The sequence below is a fragment of the Caproicibacter sp. genome (assembly GCF_046707225.1).
Lineage (GTDB): Bacteria > Bacillota > Clostridia > Oscillospirales > Acutalibacteraceae > Caproicibacter.
Map to the genome: position 1 here is coordinate 45,340 of NZ_JBJKOP010000029.1, position 23,518 is coordinate 68,857.

Here is a 23,518-nt window from a genome sequence, read left to right on the forward strand (position 1 = left end):
AACCATACAAAAATTGCTATGCTTACTTCCAATTAATGTATTAAAAGAGACAAATTAAAACTGGTTAATATTTAATGAATCTTTTCCTCCGGGGGAATCAAACCTGCGGCGATATCATTGCGGCCCGTAACAAGAGCCAGCAACATTCGGTAAACGGTTTCAGGAGAACGGTGAAAATTTTCTTTTACCATATTGGCCTGATAAAGGTCCGGAACGTAAAGGGTAATGTTCATTAAATCCATGTCACCGCCGGAAATATGGCAGACCACGTGATATCCCCGGTCAAATTTTATGAACTCCACGCGGTTTTCGCTCTCGCGTTTTGCTTCGGCAAGCAGACGGATTGCGGCGCCTGCGGCTTTCTGACGGACAGAGGGCGGCAGCGCGGTATCCAGCTGTTTGGCAATGATTTTTCCGCTGCTGCCCAGAGTATAGAAGTCCGGCTGGCCGGACTCGCTGCATAAAATCCCTTTTTCAGACATCTCTGCAATGGCGTCCGCTACTTCAAAATAATTTGCAAGCGCGTTGTCCTGCATAATGTTAATCATATCGCTTTTCGACAGCGCGACTCCAACGCTGTCAAGCAAATAGCAGATCAAAATTCTGATTTCGTTTTTTGACCTCAGTCCGCCGGGTTCAACTCCGGCGGTAAAAGCATCAAAAGCCACTTGAAGCGCCTCCCTGCCTCTTTTTGATTATTTTACCACAGAATGACGTTTGTGCAAAGTAGAGATACGCAGGATATAAAACAAAAACCCGCTGCCATGCAGCGGGGGAGGTTATTATTCGGAGCCTTTTGAATTTTTTAGACGGTCTTTCAGGTTCAAAAGCAGGCTCGTTTTCTGGTCGTCCGGGTAAGCTCTGAAAAGCCCGACCAGTTCTTTTTCCTGTGGCGACAGTTCATAAATATGGCTGGAATTTTTTTTGCCGTGAACATAGTCCGACCGGATTCCGCTGTCGGCAACCGAGTGCGGGCGGGATTCATCCTCTAAAAGCTCGTTGATTGAGATGTTAAATACCTTTGCAAGAATCATCAGGGCGGAAACGTCCGGCATGGTTTTGCCGATTTCATAATAAGAATAAGTCGAACGGTCTATATTCAGTATCTTGGCAATCTGATTCTGGGTATAGCCGCTTTTGATACGCAATTCGCGCAGCCTTTCATTAATGCGAATCTTCATCAATTGCAATTCCGCCTTTTATATACATATTATCCAAGTAAATATTGATTTCTAACTTAATTCGATTATATATTCATTCTTTTCCCTGTTATAAGTTTAGTGATTATTATTCACGGATTTGCGAAAGTTTAAGCTTTTATAAAAATAGACTTGACGATTCTGGGTTTATTTAGTATAATAGCTTGGTCGGTGAAAAGTGCTACTGTGGCTCAGTTGGTAGAGCAGCGCATTCGTAATGCGCAGGTCGTCAGTTCGAGTCTGACCAGTAGCTCCAGAAAAGCCAGGAAACGTGCGGTTTCCTGGCTTTTCTTTGTGTACCGGGACCACCGGCGGTGCCGGTGAACCAGGAGCAACAGTTTCAAGGACTCTTCCGTCTCGGTTCACCTTCCGCTTTGAATTGCTTTCAAGTTTTGGTGAAAGTTTCTTAATTCGAAACTTTATGGAAGGTTTCCTTTAAAATCATTGGGACTAAATAGCTTGCATTGAGATTAAATGCTTGAACAGGCTGATTCTTCTGGCATTCGGCCGTATAGAATACATCCCTGTAATGCCGAATGATTTCCTCCTGCGTTTTTCCGTGTTCATAATCCTCTACGATCATTTCTTTCAGCTGTCGGTTCGAACGCAAAGCGTCTGCAAGAAAATCCCTGCAGGATTTTCCGGTTAAAACGCCGTAGTGAGGGACCAGTAATTTCTCAATGTCCAGTTCCATCGTTCTTTTAATAAAATTCACGGACATTTCATAACCAACCAGGCAAGCGGGGGACACCAGATGTTCGGCTGCGTGGACGCCCATGGTCTCACAGGAAATCAACATTTTTCCCCGGGGAATATAGAAAGCAATGGAACATTTTGTGTGGCCGGGAGCTTCCATTACTTGAAGAGAAACATCCCCCAGATCAATCACGTCCCCTTCACGGACGGTAAGATCAATTTTAAGGTCCTCCAGTTTGTCTGTGAATTCCGTCATGCCGTAAGGCCGCGCGGCACTGGCGTTCATTTCACGCATTACGGCAATAGCCGTAGGTTTTGAAAAGATTTTTGCGGCGTAGGCACTTCCCAGAACCTTCACATTTTGAAAAGATTGACGGCAGTAAGCGCTTCCGGACGCGTGGTCATAGTGAGAATGCGTCAGAAGAACATAATCCAGAGTTCTGTTTCCAAGCAAAGTTTTTATGTTCCGAATCATTTTATCCGCGCAGAATGAAAATCCGGAATCAACCAAGGCGGCTTTCTGTTTTGTCAAAATCAGAAAAGCATCCCCGCCCGGGCAGGCGCCCACATTTGTTACTTTCATAATTTTATCCTGGTAGTTTCTTTCTGGTGAAATCATGGTTATTCCCTTTCCGTGATGAATTGTTCCGTTCTTTGCCGAATCTTAAGCGGAGACTATCCCATCTTTTGAACCGGATTTTTGCAGAATTCCTTCATGCAGCATTTGCTGCAGTCCGGATTTCTGGCGGTGCAGACGGCCCTTCCGTGCAGCACCAGGCGGTGACAGAAATCGTTGGATTCTTCGGGCGGAAGGATTTTTTTCAGCTGCATTTCAACCTTAAACGGGTCTTTGCCTTCACTCAGGCCCAGCCGGCCGCAAATGCGGATGCAGTGCGTATCCGTTACGACCGCCGGCTTCCCGTAGATGTCCCCGGCGACCAGATTTGCCGTCTTTCGTCCGACGCCGGGCAGCTTTGTCAGTTCCTCAATGGTGTCCGGTACGATGCCGCCAAAATCCGATTTGAGCATGCGGCACATGGCCAGAATATCGCGGGCCTTGGTTTTGTAGAGCCCGCAGGAATGAATGATCGGCTCGATCTCTTCCACTCCGGCGTTACAGAATGCGTCGAGATTAGGGAAGCGCTCAAACAATTCCGGTGTCACCATGTTCACACGAGCGTCGGTACACTGCGCGGAAAGCCGGGTCGCAATTAGAAGCTGCAGCGGATCGGCGTAGGTCAGGGAGCAGATTGCATCCGGGTATTCTTTTTTCAACGCTTGTATCGCAAGAACGGCACGCTGCTTTTTGGTCATTTTATCCTCCGTTTGGCAGAATGGCTTTCACTTGGTTTCAATATTTGCCTTTTCATTATAATATTTTCTTTGGCGTAAGGCAATGGCGAAACGTCCCTGTTCGCAGGGGCCTTTTTTGCAGGAACGCCGTTGCGTTTTTGCATGTTACAGGGTATAATATTGATAAATTTGTTCGGGAAAGGGTTTGAATACGATGTACAGTGATCTCATGGATACCATCGGCTTTGTTTCGCAGGCCGACCCGGAAGTCGGCACCGCGATGGCCAAGGAGCTGGGAAGACAGCAGGCTAATCTGGAGCTGATCGCGTCCGAAAATATTGTTTCTCCCGCCGTGATGGCCGCGATGGGAAGTGTCCTGACCAACAAATACGCGGAAGGTTACCCGGGAAAGCGCTATTACGGCGGATGCCAGTACGTTGACATTGTGGAGGACTTGGCACGCAAGCGCGCTTGCGAACTGTTTGGCGCGGAGCACGCCAATGTGCAGCCGCATTCCGGCGCGCAGGCAAATCTCGCGGTGTATTTCGCCCTTTTAAAACCCGGCGATACCGTCATGGGCATGAACCTTTCGGAAGGAGGCCACCTGACCCACGGCTCTCCCGTAAACATGTCCGGCAGCTATTACAATTTCGTATCCTACGGTGTCAGCCCGGAAACCGGACGGATCGATTATGAAGCGGTCTATGAAACGGCAATGAAGGTGAAACCGAAAATGATCGTGGCGGGCGCCAGCGCATATCCGCGCGTGATTGACTTTAAACGCTTCCGTGAGATCTGCGATGCCTGCGGCGCGATTTTAATGGTGGATATGGCTCACATCGCCGGGCTCGTCGCGGCCGGGGAGCATCCGAATCCGGTCGAATGGGCGCAGATTGTCACCACGACGACGCATAAAACACTGCGCGGCCCGCGCGGCGGCCTGATTCTTTGCAAGGAAGAATACGCGAAAGCGATCGACAAAGCAATTTTCCCGGGGACGCAGGGCGGCCCGCTGATGCATGTCATCGCGGGAAAGGCCGTCTGTCTGGGAGAAGCCCTGAAGCCCGAATTTAAGCAGTATGCCCACAATATTGTTGGAAATGCCCGGGCGCTTGCGGAAGGCTTGCTCAAACGCAAGGTGAAACTTGTCTCCGGCGGTACGGACAATCATCTGATGATGGTCGACCTGACCGGGCTGGAACTCACGGGCAAGGAGCTGGAGCAGCGCCTTGATTCCGTCAATATCACGGCGAACAAAAACACCGTCCCGAACGAGCAGCGCAGCCCGTTTGTCACAAGCGGCCTGCGACTGGGTACGCCGGCGGTTACCACGCGCGGCCTGGACGCGGCGGATATGGACCTCATTGCGGAATGCATCGGTCTTGCGATTTTCGATTTTGAAGCGAACCGTGAGAAAATCCGCGGAACCGTCCACGAAATCTGCTCCCGTCACCCGCTGTATGAATAATTAGCGAAAGGATGGTGCCGATGTCGGCTCCTTTAGCGGATCGGATCCGCCCGCGAAGTCTGGATGAAATTGTCGGTCAGCACCATCTGCTGGACCCCGGAAAGCCGCTCGTTCGCATCATAGAATCGGGCCAGATTCCCAATATGGTGTTTTACGGCCCGTCGGGAATCGGCAAGACAACGCTTGCGTCCATTATTGCTGCAAGAACCAGCCGGAAACTGGTCAGAATGAACGGCACCACCGCTTCCACGGCGGATATCCGGGATGTTGTGAATCAGCTGGACACCCTGGAGGCGCCGAACGGAGTTCTTTTATATCTGGACGAAATTCAGTACTTTAATAAGAAACAGCAGCAGACGCTGCTGGAATTTATTGAAAACGGGTCAATTACGCTGATTGCCTCGACGACGGAGAATCCTTATTTCTATGTTTACGGCGCGATTTTGAGCCGTTCGACAGTGTTTGAATTTAAACCGGTTCAAAAAGAGGATGTCCTCGAAGCAGTGAAGCGGGCGTTTGGAATTCTGGAGCAGGAACAGCACCGCGGAATCGAGGCGGAACCGGCCGCCCTGGATGTGATTGCCTCCGCGTGCGGCGGCGACGTCCGCAAAGCGATGAACGCAGTGGAGCTGTGCGTCTTGTCCGGTGAAGAAGGAGACGGCGTCTGTCATGTAACGGAGCAGCTTGCCAGGGACCTTACGCAGCGCAGCGCGATGAAATACGACCGCGTGGGGGATGAACATTACGATATTCTTTCCGCGTTCCAGAAATCGATGCGCGGTTCGGATCCGGACGCGGCAATTCACTATCTGGCCCGGCTGCTGGAGGCGGGGGATCTTCCCTCCGCCTGCCGCCGGCTGATGGTCTGCGCCTGCGAGGACGTGGGACTGGCCTATCCTCAGATTATCCAGATTGTTAAGGCGGCGGTGGACACGGCGCTTCAGGTCGGTCTGCCGGAGGCTCGGATTCCGCTGGCCGACGCGGTGGTTCTGGTTTGCTGTTCGCCAAAATCCAATTCCGCCTATTGCGCGATCGACGCGGCAATTGCCGACCTGCGGGCCGGAAAGTCCGGGCCGATTCCCCGGCAGCTCCAAAATAAGCATTATGACGGCGAAGACAACCCACGCAAAGGGCAGTTTTATCAATATGCCCACAATTTTCCGCATCACTGGGTACGGCAGCAGTATCTTCCGGACATCTTGAAGGACACGGTCTACTACCGGTGGGGAGACAACAAAACGGAGCAGGCCTTTCGAAAATACTGGGCGGAAATTAAAAAAGAAGAGTAAAATTTTGTTGATTTTCGGCTGGATTTGAGATATAATGGTAAAAATGCGTTTTTGGGGGCATATGGCTTGAACGATGTTATTCTGAACAGCCTTTCCTACGGCATGTATGCGATTGGCGTGAAAGACGGGGAGAAAAAATCCGCCTGCATTGCCAATACGGTCATTCAGGTCGCAAATACGCCTAACATTATTGCCGTCAGTCTGAACCACGACAATTACAGTTGCCGATGCATTCAAAAGAACGGTCTTTTTACCGTTTCCGTTCTGTCGGAGGACACTTCCGGCGCTGTGATCGGTGCTTTGGGCTTTTCTTCCGGACGCGATACGGATAAATTGAAGAACGTAAGACACCGCGTCCTTGCGGAAGGCGTTCCCGTAATTAAGGAAAATACCTGCTGCTGGTTTCTCTGCAGGGTGCTGACTTCGTCGGAAACGGCGACTCATACCGTATTTATCGCGGAAGTGATCGCAGGCAGTGAAAAGGCTGTCGGCAAACCGATGACATACGAGTATTATCACAGAGTCATTAAAGGCAGGGCGCCGAAAAACGCTCCCACCTATCGCGAAGAAAAGCAAACAACTCAGGAACAGGACGGAGAAAGCTGGGTTTGTACCGTTTGCGGCTATGTATACAGCGATCCCTTTGTTCCGTTCGAGGAACTGCCGGATGACTGGGTGTGCCCCATTTGCGGGGCGCCGAAATCGGCATTTAAACGACAGCAGTAATAGAAAAGCTCACACCGATGCATTTGTTTTGCACCGGGCGGGCTTTTTTTTTGGGCAATTTAGGGTAAAAAAGCAGTGCTTTTTACTGATATATTACGTTTGAGGAGTGTTCATTCCATGGCAAAGCATATCATTCAGGTAGAAGAAAAACCCCCTATTTTGAAAGCGATTCCGCTTTCGGTGCAGCATCTGTTCGCGATGTTCAGCGCGTCGGTCCTTGTCCCGATTTTGTTCGGCATCAGTCCGTCCGTAGTTCTTTTTATGAACGGAATCGGCACTTTGATCTACATTTTGGTAACGGGAGGGAAAGCTCCGGCATTTCTGGGTTCCAGCTTCGCTTTTCTCGCGCCGGCCGGCATCATCATAGCAACCAAGGGACTAGGCTACCCTTATGCTCTAGGCGGGTTTGTCGTTTCCGGCGCGGTGTTCTGCATCGTTGCCGTCATCATCCGTTTTTGCGGCACAAAATGGATTGACGTGATTCTGCCTCCTGCGGCGATGGGGTCTGTCGTGGCTTTAATCGGACTGGAGCTTTCCGGTTCGGCGGCCAATATGGGCGGGCTGATTTTAAGCGATACATACACACAGATTGATCCGAAAAAGATTACGGTCTTCCTGATTACGCTCGGAATGGCGGTGTTCGGCAGCGTGCTGTTCCGCAGGTTCCTCGCGGTAATCCCCATTCTGATTGCGATCCTTACCGGCTATTGTATCGCTTGGGGCATGGGAATGGTCGATTTTTCGGCGGTCGCCGCCGCGCCGGTCTTTGCCGTTCCGAATTTCCAGCCCGCCCGGTTTGACTGGAACGCCATTTCCATTATCCTGCCAGCGACGCTGGTCGTGGTCTCCGAACACATCGGCCACCAGATCGTAACCGGCAAAATTGTCGGCCGAGACCTGCTCCGGACACCCGGCCTGCACCGCACAATGTTTGGCGACGGACTGTCGACCATGATTTCCGGTCTTTGCGGCTCCGTACCGACGACAACCTATGGCGAAAATATCGGGGTTATGGCAATGACCGGCGTGTACAGCGTTTGGGTGATCGGCGGGGCAGCGGTTCTGTCCATTGCCATCTCTTTTTTGGGCAAGGTTTCCGCGGTGATTCAATCCATTCCGGGCCCGGTCATGGGCGGCGTCAGCTTCCTGCTTTACGGCATGATCGCTTCCTCCGGCGTGCGGCTGCTGGTTGATCAGAAAGTGGATTACAGCCGTTCGCGCAACCTTGCTATGACCAGCGTCGTACTCGTCACGGGCCTTTCCGGGGCGTTTGTGCAGCTATGGAAGGTCAAGCTGACGGGAATGTCCCTCGGAGCCGTGGTCGCCATGCTGCTCGGTCTGATCTTCTGGGTCATCGACCGGTTCCACGCGGCGAACGACTATGATGATTCCGCCGAAGCAGCCGAAAAACAGTCGAACTTTTACGCCGGTATTGAATAATGCTGCGGTTCATACTATAATAAAAGTGAATTGCAGCGGATTCAATTTAGGAGGTTAGCAATGGAGACAGAACTGAAAAAACAGTTGGAAATTGCCGCGTGCAAAATCCGGCTGGGCGCCGTTGAAGGCGTTTATCACGCAAAATCCGGGCATCCGGGCGGCTCTTTGTCCGCGGCGGATATTTTCTCTTATCTTTATTTTCGGGAGCTTCGGATTAATCCGAAAAATCCGAAAGAGCCCGACCGCGACCGTTTCGTTTTATCAAAGGGGCACACCTGCCCCGGACTGTACGCGGCTCTGGCGCTCAAAGGCTATTTTGCAGAGGATGAACTGAAAAAGCTGAGACAGATCGGCGCGATGCTTCAGGGGCATCCGGATATGAAGGGAACGCCCGGAATCGATATGAGCACCGGCTCGCTCGGGCAGGGGATTTCGGCTGCCTGCGGCATGGCGCTTGCCGGCAAAATGGATCGGAAGGATTACCGGGTCTATGCTCTTCTGGGCGACGGGGAACTGGAAGAGGGCCAGGTATGGGAGGCCTCCATGTTTGCCGGGCACCACAGTCTGGACAACCTGTGCCTGATTGTCGACATCAACGGCCTGCAGATCGACGGCCCGACCGCCGAAGTTGCGGGGCCTGAACCAATCGATGAGAAATTCCGCGCGTTTGGGTTTGACGTTCAAAGCATCGACGGGCACGATCTTGACGCGATTGAAAAGGCGTTTGAATACGCTAAAACCGTAAAGGGAAAACCGTCCGTGATTCTCGCGAAAACCGTCAAGGGCAAAGGTGTTTCCTACATGGAAAACAAGGCGGGCTGGCACGGCAAGGCGCCGAACGACGAGGAATACGCGGTTGCCGTGCGCGAACTGAAACAGGCCCTGGCCGGATTGGAGGCGGAATAAATGGCGGAAATGGTGAAAAAAGCGACAAGGGAAAGCTACGGAATGGCGCTTTCTCAGCTTGGGGATGAGTTCCCGCAGATCGTCGTCTTGGACGCCGACCTTGCGGAGGCGACCAAGACGGGGATTTTCAAGAAAAAGTATCCGGAGCGCTTTGTTGACTGCGGCATCGCGGAGTCGAATATGATCGGCGTCGCGGCGGGCCTTGCAACCTGCGGAAAAATTCCGTTTGCAACCTCTTTTGCCATGTTTGCGACCGGCCGTGCCTTTGAACAGGTTCGCAATTCCGTGTGCTATCCGCATCTGAACGTGAAGGTCGTGGGAACGCACGCCGGGATTTCCGTCGGAGAGGACGGCGCGACGCATCAGTGTCTGGAGGACATCGCTCTGATGCGCTCCCTGCCGGGCATGACGGTCATCAGTCCGTCGGACCACTACGAGACTCTGGCGGCGGTTCGCGCGGCAGCGGAGCATAACGGCCCTGTTTATCTTCGCCTGAGCCGCCTTGCGGTGGAAAGCTTTAATAATTCAGACGATTACCGGTTTGAACTGGGCAAAGGCGTTACGCTGCGAGACGGCAGGGACGTGACAATCGTCGCGACGGGCTTGATGGTTTCCCGTGCGCTGGAAGCAGCGAAGCTGCTGGAGCAGAAGGGAATCGATGCCCGCGTGATCAATATCCACACGATCAAACCGATCGACCGCGAACTGATTTTAAAGGCGGCAAAGGAAACCGGGAAGATCGTTACCGTCGAGGAACATAATGTGATCGGCGGGCTTGGGGATGCGGCTGCTGCCGTCCTGAGCGAAGAATGCCCGACTCCGCTGCGTAAAATCGGCGTAAACGACCAGTTTGGACATTCCGGTCCGGCGGCGGATCTTTTGGAGCAGTTCGGTCTTTGCGCTTCTCATATTGCGGAAGAGACGGAAAAGTTTTTGAAATAAACAGGTTCCACTTGCGGAACGCCGGTACGGTCGTGGGAAAAGCTTTTCCCGCGGCCGTTTTTATCACAAAAATTTCGTACAATAGGGGTGAATTGCTTGCGGCAAAATGAGACCGGCAGAATCCGGATTCTGGCGTTACTCGAGCTTCTGGATGAACTGACGGATGAAGAACATCCCCTCTCTTCCCAGGAGTTGATTGGGCTGCTGCAGGAGCAGGGGATTTCAACAGGCAGAAAAACCGTGTACAGGGACGTTTCCGCTCTGCGCGCGCACGGGTTGGAAATCCTTTTTACGCGGAAGCCGAAAGCGGGCTTTTTTCTCGCCGAACGGCGGTTTGAGCCGCCGGAGGTCCGCCTGCTGATGGATGCGGTGCAGGCCGCGCCGTTTCTTACGGAAAAAAAGACCGCGGAGCTGATGCGGAAGCTGAGCGGGCTGACGAGCGTGGCCCAAGCCGGAGAGACGGCGGGAAAAACGCACATGAATCTGCGGCCAAAATATGACAATGAGGAAATTTACTATACGATAGACGCGATCAACCGGGCCGTAGCCCAAAAGAAAAAAATCTCCTTTCTCTATCGCCGCCACGTCATCCGGGGAAACCGGGTCGTTTGGGAGGAAGGAAGAAGATTTGTAATCAGTCCGTATGCGCTGATTTGGGACAGCGACAAATATTATCTGGCGGGGAATTATGAAAAATACGACGATGTCAGCGTTTACCGTCTGGACAGGATCAAACACGCGGAGATCAGCGCGCGGACTGCGAGGCCGTTCCATGAAGTGAGCGGCTACCGGGACCGCTTCGACGCGGAAGACTACGCAGCCAAAACATTTCATTTGTACCACGGCGAGTTGCAAACGGTTGTTCTGCGCTGCGCCGACGAGGCTTTGGAGCCTTTGCTGGACAAATTCGGCGGCAACCTGAAAATTTCAGAAAGAGAAAATGGGCTTTTCCATGTGCGGGCCAAAGTATTTGCGGGCGAGGGCCTGGTGGAATGGCTGCTGCAATACGGCGACCGAATCTGCGTGCTGTCGCCGCAAAAGTTACGGGATCAGGTGGCAGAGCGGGTGCGATGCATTGGGAAAGCCTATGGGCTTTAAAGAAAGACGTGGTCGATAAAGATTTTTATTCCGATTCCGATTAGGACGGCACCGCCGAAATACTCCGCCTGGCAGGAGAAAAGCGTTCCGAATCTCTTGCCGATATAAACGCCGGTCAGACACATGAAAAAAGTAATCAGGCCGATGACGGCGACCGACACGCCCATCAAAAAAACGGTGGAAGCGCCGACCGCCGACGGAAGAATAATTCCGGTTGCGAGCGCGTCGATGCTGGTTGCCACCGCGAGCGCAACCAGAGTTTTCGGTTTGATGTCGTCCTGCCTGCGGTCATGGATTCCGCAGTATGTCTTTTTATGCGCTTCACGGATCATACCGATCCCCAGGTAGCTCAAAAGAATCAGAGCGACCCAGTGATCCACCGCGCTGATGAGGCTTTCTCCCGCTTTTCCGATCATCCAGCCGAGCAGCGGCATTACGGACTGAAACAGCCCGAAGCAAAGCGCCAGCTTCATGGCAAACCACAGCGTTACCTTTTTTGTGATAGCCCCATTCGTGATGCAGACGGCAAACGCATCCATCGCAAGGCCAAATCCAATCCCACACAGAGAAACGTAATCCATTCTTTCCCTCCGAATTCAGGCGTTAAAAATTATCATACCTTGTTTCAGATTTTCTGTCAATTCATTCGGCAAAAACCAAATTTTCAGGAGTTGTTATTGCGTTTTTTTCGCTTTCATGATAGAATGAATTACCATACGAAAGCGGGGAAACATCATGATAGCAGTCATTGATTACGGGGCCGGTAATCTACAGAGCGTTGTGAAGGCATTCCGGCATATCGGCTGTGAATGTTGCATTACAGACGATCCGGAACGCCTGGCGGAAGCGGATGCGGCAGTGCTGCCCGGGCAGGGCGCGTTCGGTGACGCGATGCGCTGCCTGGAATGCTCCAAAATGGTGGGGCCGACGCTGGATTTTATTCGTTCCGGAAAGCCTTTTCTCGGAATCTGCGTGGGGCTGCAGCTTCTGTTCGAAAGCAGCGAGGAATCGCCCGGGGTACGCGGACTTTCCGTTTTCCCGAGCAAAATTCTTCGCATCCCCGACGCCCCCGGGCTAAAAATTCCGCATATCGGATGGAACAGTTTAAACCTGTTTCGCGAAGATGCTTTATTTGAAGGTTTGAAGGAAAATCCGTTTGTTTATTTTGACCATTCCTATTACTTAAAAACCGACGACCGCGGTCTTGTTGCCGCCACGGCGGATTATGGAGCGGAACTGGATGTGGCAATCCACAGCGGCAATGTCTTTGCCACGCAGTTTCACCCGGAAAAAAGCGGGGCGACGGGGTTGCGGATGCTCCGAAATTTTGCCCTGCCGCTGAAATCGGAGGGCTGACGATGTACGCGAAACGAATTATTCCATGCCTTGATGTAAAGAACGGTCGTGTGGTCAAGGGAATGGAGTTTGTCAATCTGCGCGACGCGGGCGACCCGGTGAGAGCTGCGGTGGAGTATGACCGGCAGAGCGCGGACGAACTGGTTTTTTTGGATATCACCGCTTCCTCGGACGCGAGAAACATTATCATCGACCTGGTCGGGCAGGTGGCAAACAGCATCTTTATTCCGTTTACTGTCGGCGGCGGAATCCGCACGGTTGAAGATTTTACGGCTCTGCTCCGTGCCGGGGCGGACAAGGTTTCCGTGAATTCCGCCGCAATTCAGAATCCTGGCCTGATTTCCGCGGCAGCCGAAAAATTCGGCAGCCAGTGCGTTGTCTGCGCAATCGATGCGAAGCGGCGCGCGGAGGGCGGCTGGGCGGTTTACCGCAACGGCGGCAGGGTTAACACGGGGATGGATGCCGTAGAGTGGGCGCAGGAAGCGGCGCGGCGCGGCGCGGGGGAAATCCTGCTGACCAGCATGGACTGCGACGGCGTGAAAAACGGGTATGATCTGGAACTGACCGCGGCCGTATCCGAAAAGGTTTCCATTCCGGTGATTGCATCCGGGGGAGCAGGGAAGCCGGAGCATTTCTATGACGCTTTTACCCGCGGAAAAGCGGATGCCGTGCTGGCGGCGTCTTTGTTTCACTTTGGTGAAATCCGGATTCCGGATCTGAAAGACTACCTTTCGCAGCGCGGAATTCCGGTCCGAAAATAAAATTGCAGAAAAAAGGGATGAGAGCCGCATCAGGCTCTCATTTTTTATGGATAGAACGTCCCCGTACGGCATAAGAATTAGTATGAAATTGGAGGTGCTGGAAATGAAGTTGAAAAAAATGTCGGCCTGCCTGCTTGCGGCCATGGCCGTACTTTTCAGCCTGCCGCTGGGGGCTTCGGCGATGTCGGAAGAGGAAGTCAAGGCGCCTTCCGCCGTGCTGATGGAGGCACAGACCGGCAAAGTCCTGTACGAGAAAAACGATCATGAGCAGCGCGCATGCGCTTCCATTACCAAGGTTATGACGCTGCTGCTTGTGATGGAAGCGATCGACAGTGGAAAAATCGGCATGGACGATACCGTGACGGCAAGTGAACACGCGGCTTCGATGGGCGGTTCCGACATCTGGCTGGAGCCTGGCGAAAGCATGACGGTGGACGACATGCTCAAGGCGACGGTGATTGCCAGCGCCAACGATGCGGCGGTGGCTTTGGCGGAATATGTCGCGGGGAGCGAGGACGAGTTTGTCGCGCAGATGAATCAGCGTGCCAAAGAGCTTGGAATGAAAGACACTGTCTTTAAAAACGTCAACGGCCTTGACGAAGACGGGCATGTAACATCCGCCTACGATATCGCGCTGATGTCAAAAGAATTAATCAAGCACAAAAAAATCTACGACTACACGAAAACGTGGATGGATAATGTTAGGGGTGGAAAAACCCAGTTGGTTAACACCAACAAGCTTTTGAAAAGCTACAAAGGAATCACAGGACTGAAAACCGGCACAACCGGCAAGGCTGGCAGTTGCATCTCCGCGACGGCGGAGAGGGACGGGGTCAGTCTCATCGCGGTGGTTCTCGGAAGCTCCAGCACATCCGACCGCTTTAAAGCAGCTTCAACCCTGCTGGATTACGGCTTCGCCAACTGGTCGGTCGTCAAACCGCAGATACCGCCGGAAGCAAACGTGCCGATCGTTGTGGAAAACGGCATGAACGCGGTTGTGGAGCCCAATGTTAACAGCAATGAGAGTATTCTGGTTCCAAAGGGAAAGGCCGGGGATGTGAAATCCAAGGTTTCTCTCAACAGCGAAATTCGCGCGCCGGTGGAGGAAGGGCAGGTGCTCGGTAAAATCACCTATTCGTTGAATAATGAGGTTTTAAAGGAATCGGAAATCCGCGCAAAGAAAGCGGTGGAGGCGATTACGTTTACCTCGGCGTTCTTCCTGCTGCTCCGTTTGGCCATGATGGACCCGTAAAATTCTTAATTTTTCCTGAATAATGTTAATCCGCCTTGCAAACTCAGCCCGCCTATTGTAAAATATAGTTGCAAGAACTGCAATAGGTAGGGGGAAAAGAAATGTCTGTTAAAATTGATTTGCACCATCTAACAGGTTTTATCGACGATAGTGAATTTACGGCAATCGCTCCTCAGGTACGTCTTGCGCAAGAAACGCTTTCTAACGGGACCGGCGCCGGCAGCGACTTTCTGGGCTGGTTGGATCTGCCGGTAAAATATGACCGGGAAGAATTCGCCCGCATTCGTGCTGCGGCGGATAAAATCCGTTCCGATTCGGAAGTCTTTGTAGTCATCGGCATCGGCGGCTCTTATCTTGGGGCGCGTGCTGCGATTGAGTATCTGCAGTCCCAGAACTACAACAGCCTGAAAAAAGCCGGCCCTCAGATTTATTTTGCCGGCAACAGTTTAAGTCCTTCCGCCCTTTCTGAAATCTTGGAGCTTTGTGGGGAGAAGGACTTTTCTATTAATGTGATTTCCAAATCCGGCACCACCACGGAGCCGGCGGTGGCATTCCGCGTCTTCCGCGGCCTGCTGGAAAAGAAATACGGCAAAAAGGGCGCTGCGGAACGGATTTACTGCACAACCGACCGTGCCCGGGGGACGCTGAAACAGCTTGCGGACCGCGAAGGATTTGAAACCTTCGTCGTCCCGGACGACGTCGGAGGCAGATATTCGGTTCTGACTGCCGTCGGCCTTTTGCCGATCGCGGTGGCAGGCGCCGATATCGGCGAACTGATGGCAGGCGCCGCCGAAGAGCGGTCCGAACTGACCGGCGATCCCGCGTCCGACGATTCCTGTCTGTATGCCGCGGCCAGGAACATCCTGTACCGAAAGGGGAAGGAGACCGAAATCCTCGTCAGCTATGAACCGCGTTTTCAGATGATGTGCGAATGGTGGAAGCAGCTCTGCGGAGAAAGCGAGGGAAAGAATGGCAAGGGGCTTTTCCCGGCTTCTGTCGTGTTCTCCACCGACCTGCATTCCATGGGGCAGTATATTCAGCAGGGAAAGCGAAACCTGTTTGAAACCGTGGTCCTGGTCGACAAACCGGCCGCCGACCTCACAATCGGAGAAGATGCCGACAATGCGGACGGCTTGAATTTCCTTTCGGGGAAGAAAATGTCCTTTGTCAACCAAAAGGCATTTGAGGGTACGGTGCTTGCCCATACGGACGGCGGCGTTCCCAACATTGTCATCCGAGTCCCTGATTTTTCAGAAAAATCCCTGGGCGGACTGATCTATTTCTTTGAACGTTCGGTTGCCGTTTCCGGCTATCTTTTGGGGATCAATCCTTTCGACCAGCCCGGCGTGGAAAGCTACAAGAAAAACATGTTTGCTCTTTTGGGCAAGCCGGGTTATGAAAACGAAAAAGCTGTATTGGAAGCCCGACTGAAATAAGCCCGGTTGTTTTACCGGGGACGCAAAAATTATATAGGAGGAGCATCATCATGATTAATGTTATCGTAGGAAAAAAGGGGTCCGGAAAAACCAAAAAGCTGATTGAGCGCGCTAACGAATCGGTTTCGAAATCCAGCGGCAATGTCGTTGTGATTGAAAAGGGCAATAAACTGACCTATGATATTTCCCACGACGTACGGCTGATTGATATTGATGAATACGGGATTCAGGGAGCGGATGCACTTGGCGGGTTTATCTGCGGCATTTGCGCCGGCAACTATGACGTAACGGATATCTATGTGGACTCCACGCTGAAAATCATCGGACAGGATATGAGCGGCCTCACCTCTTTCGCGGAGAAAATGGATGCGTTATCCTCTCTGTCCAACATTAAAATTACACTTTTGATTTCTGCGGACGAGAGTATTCTGCCGCAGGAAATCAAGGCGGTTTCCGCTGTGGTCTGAGGGTCAAGCGACAAAAATGTGCCGGAGACCAGTGCTCCGGCACATTTTCTTGGGAAAAAAACCGAACCCATAAATTTTTATTGACAAAAGAGGGAAAAATCTCTATAATTAAGAACTGTAGCGCCGAGGTGGAGTATGCTGCTGGATTTAAAAAAAATATTCTCTCAGGAAAGTGAAAGTTGCTCATTCGATTACAGCATGGACCTGTCTTCTACCGGATTAAACGGTGTTTTTCCGTTTGTTTCCCCGGTGGCGGTGAAAGGTATCGTTGAGAGCCGTGATGGTTCCGCAAGGTTGAAGGCGAACGTTTCGTTCGATTTTTCAATTCCATGCGACCGCTGTACGGAACGGATCGACAGGCACTATGATTTTGCTTTTTCCCATGTTCTTGTCCGTTCTCTTGAAAACAACGAGGACGACGACCGGTTTATCGAGGTTCGGGATGAAAAACTGGATCTGGACAAACTGATGCGGGAAGATATTCTGCTTGAACTTCCGACCAAATTTTTATGCAGCGACGACTGTAGGGGACTGTGCCCGATCTGCGGGAAAAACCTGAATGAGGGGCCCTGCGATTGCGGCGGGCATCCCACGGATCCCCGGCTGGAAGTTTTGGAAAAACTGCTTCATTAATGGAATAGATCTTGTAAGGAGGTGCTGAGGATGGCGGTACCAAAAAGAAAACAGTCGAGCGCCAGACAGAACAAAAGGCGTTCCAATGTTTGGAAAATTAGCGCGCCCGCTCTGGTAAAATGCCCGAAATGCGGAGAACTGACAGTCCCGCATAAAGTATGCGGCAACTGCGGTTACTACAATGGCAGGGAAGTAATTAAAAAGGAAGCGTAATTCGTTTCCGTTTTAGAAAGTCAGAGAAGGAGCAATCCTTCTCTTCTTTTTTGTCTGCGGGACTGCCCAAAATGCCGGACCAAGGCAAAATTCCCCGATTCATAGTTTTTCGGGGGCTGGAAAAAATGATAAGCAGGGAGGGGTAATCAATTATGGCTTTACCGGTAGTCGCGATAGTCGGCCGGCCGAACGTCGGCAAGTCGACTCTTTTTAATAAACTTGCGGGGCAGCGCCTTTCCATTGTAGATGATACGCCCGGCGTGACTCGTGACCGTGTGTACGCGGAAAGCGAATGGGAATCCCGTCGGTTTTCCATTGTGGACACGGGCGGCATCGAACCGGGCGAGGATGTGATTCTTGCTCAGACAAGGGCGCAGGCGCGCCTTGCAATGGAAGCGGCCGACGTAATCGTTTTTGTGACGGATGTTCGCACCGGGCCGGTTGCCGCCGACCACGAGATCGCCGCCATGCTGATGAAAAGCGGAAAGCCCGTCGTGCTGTGCGTCAATAAATGTGACAGCATCGGCGATCCGCCGGCCGAATTCTACGAGTTTTACAATCTGGGGCTGGGCGACCCCGTTGGGGTGTCCTCAGTTCACGGACATGGTACCGGCGACCTTTTGGACCGCGTGGTTTCATTATTTCCGGATCAAAACGGCGACGCGGGGCCCGATGAGATGATCCGGGTCGCTGTGATCGGCAAGCCGAATGCCGGAAAATCGTCGCTGGTCAATAAAATTGCCGGTGAAGAGCGCTGCATTGTTTCCGACGTGGCCGGAACAACGCGTGACGCGGTGGACATCGCCGTGGAAAATGAATTCGGCCGTTTTCTTCTGATTGATACCGCGGGCCTTCGCCGCAAAAGCAGGGTGGACGATAATATTGAGCGGTACAGCATGTTGCGCGCGCAGATGGCGGTGGAGCGCTCGGACGTGTGCGTCATTATGATCGACGGCACCGTCGGATTTACGGAACAGGATTCCAAAGTTGCCGGCATGGCTCATGAGGCGGGCAGGGCCTGCGTCATTGCCGTGAACAAATGGGACGCGGTAGAAAAAGACGGTTATACAATGAACGCGTACGAGAAAAAGCTGCGGGAAGATTTTTCCTTTATGTCGTACGCCGGGATTCTTTTTATTTCCGCGAAGACGGGCCAGAGGCTGGATCGGTTGTTCCAGGCGATTCGGGAGGCGTCGGCGTCCAATACCCGCCGCGTTGCAACCGGGATGCTGAACGAAGTGCTGGCACAGGCGGTCGCGAGGGTTCAGCCGCCGACGGATAAGGGACGCAGGCTGAAGATTTACTATATGACCCAGGTTTCCATTCAGCCGCCAACCTTTGTGTTTTTTGTCAATTCCAAGAAACTGTTCCATTTTTCCTATCAGCGTTTTCTGGAAAATATGATTCGTGATACCTTTGGGTTCGAGGGAACCCCGATCCGTTTCCTGATCCGCGAGCGCGGCGAAAAATAGAGCGCCGCCATGCCTTTTGCCGCGACATAGCCGATATTGATCTGTTTAGAAAGGCCGCATCGACAGATGTTTCTGTCGACACGGCCTTCTGATAATCGGCTATGAAATTATTCGCACTCCCGAAGGAAACCTCAAGGGAAACGGCATGAAAAAAGGAACCGTAATCACGGTTCCTTTTACTTTTCTATTATTTATTTAGAAAACGAGGTCAGCATCAGACAGCGCGGGTCACTTTGCCGGAACGAAGGCAACGGGTGCAGGCGTAAATACGTTTGGGAGAACCATTAACGATCGCCTTGACACGCATTACATTGGGCTTCCAGGTACGGTTGGAACGCCTGTGAGAATGGGATACCTTGATGCCGAAAGCAATGTCCTTGCCGCAGATTTCACATTTTGCCATAGGTCTGCACCTCCTTTAAAGGGCTTTTCATCGCAACAGTATTATGTTATCAGATTTATCCTGCAAATGCAAGCTTTTTTTCCTGTTTTTCCGCTGAAAAAAGTGTTTTTGCCGGTTTTGCCCGAAAATCCATGCGCCGCTTGCCTTTTTATCCTCTCCGTATTATAATCATAAGCAAAGTAAGGAGAATGTTTATGCTGATTGATCTATTAAGAAATCTTTTTTCCGGCGGATCCGTGGATTTGATGTCTGTCATTTCCCAGATTTTTGCAACGCTGTTCATTATTTTCTGCATTCTTCCCCTGCATGAATTCGCGCATGGTTGGGCTGCCGGAAAACTGGGCGACCACACCGCGAAATACAGCGGACGCCTGACACTGAATCCTCTTGCGAGCTTTGACCCGATCGGCTCGCTTTTCCTTCTTTTGTTCGGCTTCGGATGGGCCAAGCCTGTTCCGGTCGACTCCCGCTATTTTAAAAATCCGAAACGAGATATGGCGCTGACCGCCGTGGCAGGGCCGCTCGCCAATTTTCTGGCTGCATGGGCGGGCGGACTGATTTACTTCGGCCTGATCTTTGTAGGCAAAGTCGCCATGCCGAGTTTCCTGTATATTTTCTTTTCGGCATACATCAATATCAATGTTGCGCTGGCGGTTTTCAACCTTTTGCCAATTCCTCCGCTCGACGGTTCGAAAATTCTTGGTGCCTTTCTTTCCAGCCGCGCTTTGTATAACTATTACCGTTACCAGAATATCATTGTCATGGTTGCGTTTGTCGTCCTGTTCAGCGGAATGCTTGACGGGCCCATCTGGGCGCTGGTAAACCTGGGAATGAACGGTGTTGAGTGGCTTTCGCTTCTTCCGTACCGGTTATTCGGACTTGTATAAATATATTGTGCAATGATGGATAAAATATGTTATAAACTGGAAACGTTTGAGGGACCTCTCGATTTGCTCCTGACGCTGATTGCAAAAAACAAGCTCGACATTTTTGACATACAAATTACAGAACTGGTGAATCAATATCTGGAGCAGGTAGAGGCGATGCGGGGACAGGAAATGGACGTGTCCAGCGAATTTCTGGAAATGGCCGCCAGACTGATTTATATCAAGACCGTTTCGCTTTTGCCGAAGCATGAGGAGGCCGAACAGCTTAAACGGGAGCTGAGCGGCCAGCTGATTGAGTACAGGGACTGCAAACGTGTGGCCGCCATGCTGGGGGAGCGGTTCAGCTTTGACTCTTATCCCCGTGAGCCGGAAAAAATCGAACCGGACCGCAGATACCGGGGCCACCATACTCCGCGGGAGCTTTATGCGGCGTATCTGAGCGCGGCGGGCCGGGGGAAGCGCTTTCTTCCTCCGCCTCAGGAGGCTTTTACCGCGATTGTTTCCCACAGGATTGTTTCCGTATCTTCGCGTATCATTTTTGTGCTGCGCAGGCTCCGGCAGAGGAGCATTCAGAGCTATACGGCTTTATTTGACGGCATCCTGGATCACTCGGAACGTGTGGCGACCTTTCTCGCCGTTCTGGAACTGATCAAAGGAAAGCGGGTCCACCTGAACGGGGAACGAAATCCGGAAGTGAAACTGATAAACGGCGGTGTAAAGCATGGAGATTAAAAAGCTTCAGGGGGCCATTGAAGCGATTCTGTTCGCCAGTGGGGAAGCGGTTTCTCTTGACCGCATCGCGGAAGCATTGGAAATAGACCGGGCGACGGCGGGCAAGATGCTGGAGAACCTTGCGGACCGGTACCGCACCGAGCATGGAGGAATCCGTATCGTACGGCTGGACGGCGGGTATCAGATGTGCACGAACCCGGAACATGCCGCTGCGGTGCGCGCCGCGCTTGAAATCCGCCGCAATATGCCGTTGACTCAGGCGGCGCTGGAGGTGCTGGCTGTCGTTGCCTACAACCAGCCGGTGTCTAAGGCGTTTGTGGAACAGGTGCGCGGGGTGGACTGCTCCGCGGTCATCAGCGGCCTCGTTTCAAAAGGCCTGGTCGAAGAACGGGGCAGACTGGAACTGCCGGGCCGTCCGCTTCTTTACGGCACCACCACGGATTTTCTGCGGTGCCTCGGAATTTCTTCCCTTGCCGAGCTGCCGCAGCCGCAGAAGGAGCAGCTTCAGGAGGAAACGGACGCTGAGGGCAGCCGGGAAGAAGTTCTTCAGCAGGGAGAAGGAACAGCCGAATGACCGGATTGATCATAACGGGAATTGTTCTTTCTCTGTTTGCGGTGCTGCTCTTTTGTTCCGTTTTTGTTGAGGCAAATTTTGAAGAGGAATTTTCCGCGCGGATTGGATTCCTTTTTCTGCACTACCGCCTTCTGCCCCGTCCGGAGGAGAAGCCGACCGAACCAAAGGTACAGAAGAAGGAGAAACCTGCGCCCGAAGAAAAACCCTCTAAGATAAAAGAGCTATTTCGCCAGAAGGGCCTTGGCGGTTTTTTGGAGCTTCTGAAGGCGTTTACCAGTGTGGCGTACACAAGTGCGAAGAAACTGCTTTCCCACACGATAGTCCGAAAGCTCTCCCTTGATCTTACCGTCGGCGGAGACGACGCTGCGCAAACGGCTTTGAACTACGGAAGAGCATGCGGTGCCGTATCGACCGCGCTGACGGCTCTGCTTTCCGTCGCAAACTGCAAAGAGCGGAATGTTACTGTCGCTCCGGATTTTCAAAATGGAGAAAACAGAGTAAGGTTTCGCGTCCGGGCCACGGTCAGGCTGTTTTTTCTCTTTTCCGCCGCGCTGTCGGCTCTGACTGGCTTTATCAAAGTGTATTTAAAATATAGAAAAAAATCCGGACATCCGGATCAGAAAGAAAAGGCGGTGCTTTAATAATGGCTGACCATCCGATTGAAGGCATGATGGATACAACGCTGGAAAAAATCAAACAAATGGTAGACGTAAATTCGGTGATCGGCGACCCGATTACGACGCCGGACGGGACGGTGATCGTCCCTATCTCAAAAATCAGTTACGGTTTTGCTTCCGGCGGGTCCGATTTTCCGGGGAAAGCCCCCGAAAAACAGCTGTTTGGCGGCGCGTCCGGTGCCGGCGTCACCATTAATCCGGTTGCGTTTTTAACAATTTCGAACGGGGGCGTCAAGCTGCTGCGCGTCGACCCCGGCAACACATCGGTAGATCGCATGATCGATCTGGCCCCCGAGCTGATCGACAAGGTGTCTTCCGTATTCCATAAGGACGGCAAAAAAGAGAAAACGGAAAAGCATTCCGTTCCGGCCGAAGAAATGGCCGGGGATCCCCAAATCTAAAATTGAATGGTATCGCATCAACCGCCTGCATATAAATAAACCGGCAGGTGGTTGATTTGTTAAAAAAAGCGATTTCTATTTTCCTTGCCGCCCTGACGGCGGCTTCTTTTTCCTGCCCGGCCGGCGCTGAGACTTCCCCCTCCGTGTCGGCAAAATCGGCTGTGGTGATCAGCGCTGCCGACGGGCGGGCCCTGTATGAAAAAAACAGTCATGAAAAGCTTCCGATTGCGAGCACGACAAAAATCATGACGGCTCTTCTTACCCTGGAAGCCGCTTCTCGAAATGACAGGACGGTGCTGATCACGCCGGAAATGGTTCGCGTGGAAGGATCCTCCATGGGGCTGAAAGCCGGTGATAAGCTCACTCTGACCGCGCTTGCGGAAGGGATGCTTTCCGTGTCGGGAAACGACGCGGCAAATTCCGCCGCGATCGCCGTGGGTGGCTCCACTGAAAGATTTGCTGCGCTCATGAATCAAAAGGCGGCTCAGCTAGGCCTGTCCGAAACACATTATGTCACCCCGTCCGGGCTGGATAATGCGGAGCATTATTCCTCGGCGGGTGATCTGGCGAAGCTGACCGCGGCGGCGCTGAAGAATCCGGAATTCGCAAGGATCGTATCGCAGAAAAAAATACGGGTCCGGTTTTCCGACCCCGACCGAACCGTGACTTATACGAATCATAATAAGCTTTTAAGCATGTACGACGGCTGCAACGGGGTCAAAACAGGTTTTACAAAAAAGTCCGGACGCTGCCTTGTTTCGGCAGCGCAGCGCGACGGTGTGCAGTTGGTTGCCGTTACCCTTAGCGATCCGAACGACTGGGAGGATCACGAAAAGCTGCTGGATTATGGGTTTTCCAGACTGACCCGTTTTCAGGCGGATGATTCTGAATTCCGTCTGAATCTCCCCGTGGTCGGCGGGAACGCGGGCAGCGTTTCGGTTTTGGGCACGGCGGGTGCAGCCGCGCTCCTGCCGCCCGACGAGGTGCAGAACCTTCGCCGCACGGTTGAACTGCCGCAGTTTTTATATGCTCCGGTCAAGCGGGGGCAGATTCTCGGGCTTGTCCGGTATCAAAACGAAACCGGCACGGTTTCGACCACAAAGCTGTTAGCCAGCGGGGATGTTTCCCGCCAAGCGGTGAAAAAGAATATCTTTGAAAAACTATGGGACCGGATCCGCTTTTTGTTTTCGGTCTGAA

27 protein-coding genes and 1 tRNA gene are annotated in these 23,518 nt (G+C 52.4%); 22 read left to right on the plus strand and 6 right to left on the minus strand.

The annotated features are described in order from the left end of the window. Positions 1-71: 71 nt before the first annotated feature. Both ACLQ3M_RS05125 and ACLQ3M_RS05130 read right to left on the minus strand, forming a co-directional pair. Positions 72-668: a DUF4364 family protein gene (locus ACLQ3M_RS05125; protein WP_411676626.1), complete on the minus strand. Its 597-nt coding sequence runs from the start codon at positions 666-668 to the stop codon at positions 72-74. 114 nt (positions 669-782) lie between these two features. Next, positions 783-1,181, minus strand: a complete 399-nt coding sequence (locus tag ACLQ3M_RS05130) for a helix-turn-helix transcriptional regulator (protein ID WP_411676627.1) — start codon at positions 1,179-1,181, stop codon at positions 783-785. 198 nt (positions 1,182-1,379) lie between these two features. Here ACLQ3M_RS05130 and ACLQ3M_RS05135 point away from each other — a divergent pair. Continuing rightward, positions 1,380-1,455 (plus strand) — tRNA-Thr (locus ACLQ3M_RS05135). Positions 1,456-1,605: 150 nt separating this feature from the next. Here ACLQ3M_RS05135 and ACLQ3M_RS05140 read toward each other — a convergent pair. Together ACLQ3M_RS05140 and nth are read right to left on the minus strand one after the other, a co-directional pair. After that, positions 1,606-2,478, minus strand: coding sequence for an MBL fold metallo-hydrolase (locus ACLQ3M_RS05140; RefSeq protein ID WP_411676628.1), 873 nt, complete (start codon positions 2,476-2,478; stop codon positions 1,606-1,608). A gap of 92 nt (positions 2,479-2,570) precedes the next feature. Beyond that, positions 2,571-3,209, minus strand: coding sequence for an endonuclease III (gene nth / locus ACLQ3M_RS05145; RefSeq protein ID WP_411676629.1), 639 nt, complete (start codon positions 3,207-3,209; stop codon positions 2,571-2,573). Positions 3,210-3,402: 193 nt separating this feature from the next. Here nth and glyA point away from each other — a divergent pair, with 193 nt between their 5' ends. The 7 genes from glyA (at position 3,403) to ACLQ3M_RS05180 (ending at position 11,057) form a co-directional block, all read left to right on the plus strand. Next, complete coding sequence (gene glyA, locus ACLQ3M_RS05150) at positions 3,403-4,656, plus strand: serine hydroxymethyltransferase (protein ID WP_411676630.1); 1,254 nt, start codon at positions 3,403-3,405, stop codon at positions 4,654-4,656. 20 nt (positions 4,657-4,676) lie between these two features. Further along, positions 4,677-5,945, plus strand: a complete 1,269-nt coding sequence (locus ACLQ3M_RS05155; RefSeq protein ID WP_411676631.1) for a replication-associated recombination protein A — start codon at positions 4,677-4,679, stop codon at positions 5,943-5,945. A 66-nt stretch (positions 5,946-6,011) separates the two neighbouring features. Beyond that, positions 6,012-6,671 carry a flavin reductase gene (locus ACLQ3M_RS05160; protein WP_411676632.1) on the plus strand — a complete coding sequence of 220 codons (660 nt, stop codon included), beginning with the start codon at positions 6,012-6,014 and terminating at the stop codon, positions 6,669-6,671. A gap of 117 nt (positions 6,672-6,788) precedes the next feature. Next, on the plus strand, positions 6,789-8,111 hold the full coding sequence (uraA, locus tag ACLQ3M_RS05165; RefSeq protein WP_411676633.1) for a uracil permease: 1,323 nt from the start codon (positions 6,789-6,791) through the stop codon (positions 8,109-8,111). Positions 8,112-8,171: 60 nt separating this feature from the next. Then, on the plus strand, positions 8,172-9,017 hold the full coding sequence (locus tag ACLQ3M_RS05170) for a transketolase (protein ID WP_411676634.1): 846 nt from the start codon (positions 8,172-8,174) through the stop codon (positions 9,015-9,017). Further along, entirely contained in the window at positions 9,018-9,959 is a 942-nt protein-coding gene (locus ACLQ3M_RS05175) for a transketolase family protein (RefSeq protein WP_411676635.1), read from the plus strand. Between the two features lie 96 nt (positions 9,960-10,055). Further along, positions 10,056-11,057 carry a helix-turn-helix transcriptional regulator gene (locus tag ACLQ3M_RS05180; RefSeq protein WP_411676636.1) on the plus strand — a complete coding sequence of 334 codons (1,002 nt, stop codon included), beginning with the start codon at positions 10,056-10,058 and terminating at the stop codon, positions 11,055-11,057. Here the strand turns inward: ACLQ3M_RS05180 and ACLQ3M_RS05185 are convergent. After that, entirely contained in the window at positions 11,054-11,638 is a 585-nt protein-coding gene (locus ACLQ3M_RS05185) for a manganese efflux pump MntP family protein (protein ID WP_411676637.1), read from the minus strand. The genes ACLQ3M_RS05180 and ACLQ3M_RS05185 overlap by 4 nt on opposite strands. 154 nt (positions 11,639-11,792) lie before the next feature. Here ACLQ3M_RS05185 and hisH point away from each other — a divergent pair, with 154 nt between their 5' ends. The 8 genes from hisH to der all read left to right on the plus strand — a co-directional run bounded on the left by hisH (position 11,793) and on the right by der (position 18,647). Continuing rightward, positions 11,793-12,413 (plus strand): imidazole glycerol phosphate synthase subunit HisH, encoded by a 621-nt coding sequence (gene hisH / locus ACLQ3M_RS05190; RefSeq protein WP_411676638.1) that lies wholly within the window; start codon positions 11,793-11,795, stop codon positions 12,411-12,413. A gap of 2 nt (positions 12,414-12,415) precedes the next feature. Next, positions 12,416-13,174 (plus strand): imidazole glycerol phosphate synthase subunit HisF, encoded by a 759-nt coding sequence (gene hisF / locus ACLQ3M_RS05195; RefSeq protein ID WP_411676639.1) that lies wholly within the window; start codon positions 12,416-12,418, stop codon positions 13,172-13,174. Positions 13,175-13,277: 103 nt separating this feature from the next. After that, positions 13,278-14,426: a D-alanyl-D-alanine carboxypeptidase family protein gene (locus tag ACLQ3M_RS05200; RefSeq protein WP_411676641.1), complete on the plus strand. Its 1,149-nt coding sequence runs from the start codon at positions 13,278-13,280 to the stop codon at positions 14,424-14,426. Between the two features lie 101 nt (positions 14,427-14,527). Beyond that, on the plus strand, positions 14,528-15,862 hold the full coding sequence (locus ACLQ3M_RS05205; protein ID WP_411676642.1) for a glucose-6-phosphate isomerase: 1,335 nt from the start codon (positions 14,528-14,530) through the stop codon (positions 15,860-15,862). A gap of 50 nt (positions 15,863-15,912) precedes the next feature. After that, complete coding sequence (locus tag ACLQ3M_RS05210; RefSeq protein ID WP_411676643.1) at positions 15,913-16,329, plus strand: hypothetical protein; 417 nt, start codon at positions 15,913-15,915, stop codon at positions 16,327-16,329. A gap of 135 nt (positions 16,330-16,464) precedes the next feature. Further along, on the plus strand, positions 16,465-16,962 hold the full coding sequence (locus tag ACLQ3M_RS05215) for a YceD family protein (RefSeq protein ID WP_411676644.1): 498 nt from the start codon (positions 16,465-16,467) through the stop codon (positions 16,960-16,962). A 30-nt stretch (positions 16,963-16,992) separates the two neighbouring features. Further along, positions 16,993-17,175 carry a 50S ribosomal protein L32 gene (gene rpmF, locus ACLQ3M_RS05220; protein WP_066644076.1) on the plus strand — a complete coding sequence of 61 codons (183 nt, stop codon included), beginning with the start codon at positions 16,993-16,995 and terminating at the stop codon, positions 17,173-17,175. 152 nt (positions 17,176-17,327) lie between these two features. Then, positions 17,328-18,647 carry a ribosome biogenesis GTPase Der gene (gene der / locus ACLQ3M_RS05225; protein ID WP_411676645.1) on the plus strand — a complete coding sequence of 440 codons (1,320 nt, stop codon included), beginning with the start codon at positions 17,328-17,330 and terminating at the stop codon, positions 18,645-18,647. Positions 18,648-18,861: 214 nt separating this feature from the next. On the opposite strand, the gene rpmB is transcribed toward der, so the two are convergent. Continuing rightward, a complete protein-coding gene (gene rpmB / locus ACLQ3M_RS05230) occupies positions 18,862-19,050 on the minus strand; it encodes a 50S ribosomal protein L28 (RefSeq protein ID WP_066644078.1) in 189 nt (62 codons plus the stop codon). 194 nt (positions 19,051-19,244) lie between these two features. On the opposite strand from rpmB, the gene ACLQ3M_RS05235 reads away from it, so the two are divergent. Genes ACLQ3M_RS05235 through ACLQ3M_RS05260 form a run of 6 tightly spaced genes read left to right on the plus strand, consistent with a single transcriptional unit; the run spans position 19,245 to position 23,517 of the window. Further along, positions 19,245-19,937, plus strand: a complete 693-nt coding sequence (locus ACLQ3M_RS05235; RefSeq protein ID WP_411676646.1) for a site-2 protease family protein — start codon at positions 19,245-19,247, stop codon at positions 19,935-19,937. A gap of 12 nt (positions 19,938-19,949) precedes the next feature. Continuing rightward, positions 19,950-20,669, plus strand: a complete 720-nt coding sequence (locus ACLQ3M_RS05240) for a segregation and condensation protein A (protein ID WP_411676647.1) — start codon at positions 19,950-19,952, stop codon at positions 20,667-20,669. Then, the gene (scpB, locus tag ACLQ3M_RS05245; RefSeq protein WP_411676648.1) at positions 20,659-21,243 is read left to right on the plus strand and encodes an SMC-Scp complex subunit ScpB; all 585 of its coding nucleotides are present in this window, start codon (positions 20,659-20,661) and stop codon (positions 21,241-21,243) included. The genes ACLQ3M_RS05240 and scpB overlap by 11 nt, the downstream gene beginning before the upstream one ends. Beyond that, positions 21,240-21,884: a DUF2953 domain-containing protein gene (locus tag ACLQ3M_RS05250; RefSeq protein WP_411676649.1), complete on the plus strand. Its 645-nt coding sequence runs from the start codon at positions 21,240-21,242 to the stop codon at positions 21,882-21,884. Before scpB ends, ACLQ3M_RS05250 begins: the two co-directional genes overlap by 4 nt. 2 nt (positions 21,885-21,886) lie before the next feature. Then, positions 21,887-22,321 carry a GerW family sporulation protein gene (gene ytfJ / locus ACLQ3M_RS05255; RefSeq protein WP_066644081.1) on the plus strand — a complete coding sequence of 145 codons (435 nt, stop codon included), beginning with the start codon at positions 21,887-21,889 and terminating at the stop codon, positions 22,319-22,321. A 47-nt stretch (positions 22,322-22,368) separates the two neighbouring features. Continuing rightward, positions 22,369-23,517 (plus strand): D-alanyl-D-alanine carboxypeptidase family protein, encoded by a 1,149-nt coding sequence (locus ACLQ3M_RS05260; RefSeq protein ID WP_411676650.1) that lies wholly within the window; start codon positions 22,369-22,371, stop codon positions 23,515-23,517. The last annotated feature ends 1 nt before the right edge of the window (position 23,518 follow it).

Coding starts and splice junctions, on each gene's coding strand:
- rpmF (WP_066644076.1), top strand. CDS start 16,993: ATGGCGGTACCAAAAAGAAAACAGTCGAGCGCCAGACAGAACAAAAGG.
- ACLQ3M_RS05175 (WP_411676635.1), top strand. CDS start 9,018: ATGGCGGAAATGGTGAAAAAAGCGACAAGGGAAAGCTACGGAATGGCG.
- ACLQ3M_RS05250 (WP_411676649.1), top strand. CDS start 21,240: ATGACCGGATTGATCATAACGGGAATTGTTCTTTCTCTGTTTGCGGTG.
- scpB (WP_411676648.1), top strand. CDS start 20,659: ATGGAGATTAAAAAGCTTCAGGGGGCCATTGAAGCGATTCTGTTCGCC.
- hisH (WP_411676638.1), top strand. CDS start 11,793: ATGATAGCAGTCATTGATTACGGGGCCGGTAATCTACAGAGCGTTGTG.
- ACLQ3M_RS05200 (WP_411676641.1), top strand. CDS start 13,278: ATGAAGTTGAAAAAAATGTCGGCCTGCCTGCTTGCGGCCATGGCCGTA.
- ACLQ3M_RS05235 (WP_411676646.1), top strand. CDS start 19,245: ATGCTGATTGATCTATTAAGAAATCTTTTTTCCGGCGGATCCGTGGAT.
- ACLQ3M_RS05130 (WP_411676627.1), bottom strand. CDS start 1,181: ATGAAGATTCGCATTAATGAAAGGCTGCGCGAATTGCGTATCAAAAGC.
- ytfJ (WP_066644081.1), top strand. CDS start 21,887: ATGGCTGACCATCCGATTGAAGGCATGATGGATACAACGCTGGAAAAA.
- ACLQ3M_RS05205 (WP_411676642.1), top strand. CDS start 14,528: ATGTCTGTTAAAATTGATTTGCACCATCTAACAGGTTTTATCGACGAT.
- ACLQ3M_RS05155 (WP_411676631.1), top strand. CDS start 4,677: ATGTCGGCTCCTTTAGCGGATCGGATCCGCCCGCGAAGTCTGGATGAA.
- ACLQ3M_RS05170 (WP_411676634.1), top strand. CDS start 8,172: ATGGAGACAGAACTGAAAAAACAGTTGGAAATTGCCGCGTGCAAAATC.
- nth (WP_411676629.1), bottom strand. CDS start 3,209: ATGACCAAAAAGCAGCGTGCCGTTCTTGCGATACAAGCGTTGAAAAAA.
- hisF (WP_411676639.1), top strand. CDS start 12,416: ATGTACGCGAAACGAATTATTCCATGCCTTGATGTAAAGAACGGTCGT.
- ACLQ3M_RS05240 (WP_411676647.1), top strand. CDS start 19,950: ATGATGGATAAAATATGTTATAAACTGGAAACGTTTGAGGGACCTCTC.
- uraA (WP_411676633.1), top strand. CDS start 6,789: ATGGCAAAGCATATCATTCAGGTAGAAGAAAAACCCCCTATTTTGAAA.
- der (WP_411676645.1), top strand. CDS start 17,328: ATGGCTTTACCGGTAGTCGCGATAGTCGGCCGGCCGAACGTCGGCAAG.
- glyA (WP_411676630.1), top strand. CDS start 3,403: ATGTACAGTGATCTCATGGATACCATCGGCTTTGTTTCGCAGGCCGAC.
- ACLQ3M_RS05185 (WP_411676637.1), bottom strand. CDS start 11,638: ATGGATTACGTTTCTCTGTGTGGGATTGGATTTGGCCTTGCGATGGAT.
- rpmB (WP_066644078.1), bottom strand. CDS start 19,050: ATGGCAAAATGTGAAATCTGCGGCAAGGACATTGCTTTCGGCATCAAG.
- ACLQ3M_RS05210 (WP_411676643.1), top strand. CDS start 15,913: ATGATTAATGTTATCGTAGGAAAAAAGGGGTCCGGAAAAACCAAAAAG.
- ACLQ3M_RS05215 (WP_411676644.1), top strand. CDS start 16,465: ATGCTGCTGGATTTAAAAAAAATATTCTCTCAGGAAAGTGAAAGTTGC.
- ACLQ3M_RS05140 (WP_411676628.1), bottom strand. CDS start 2,478: ATGAAAGTAACAAATGTGGGCGCCTGCCCGGGCGGGGATGCTTTTCTG.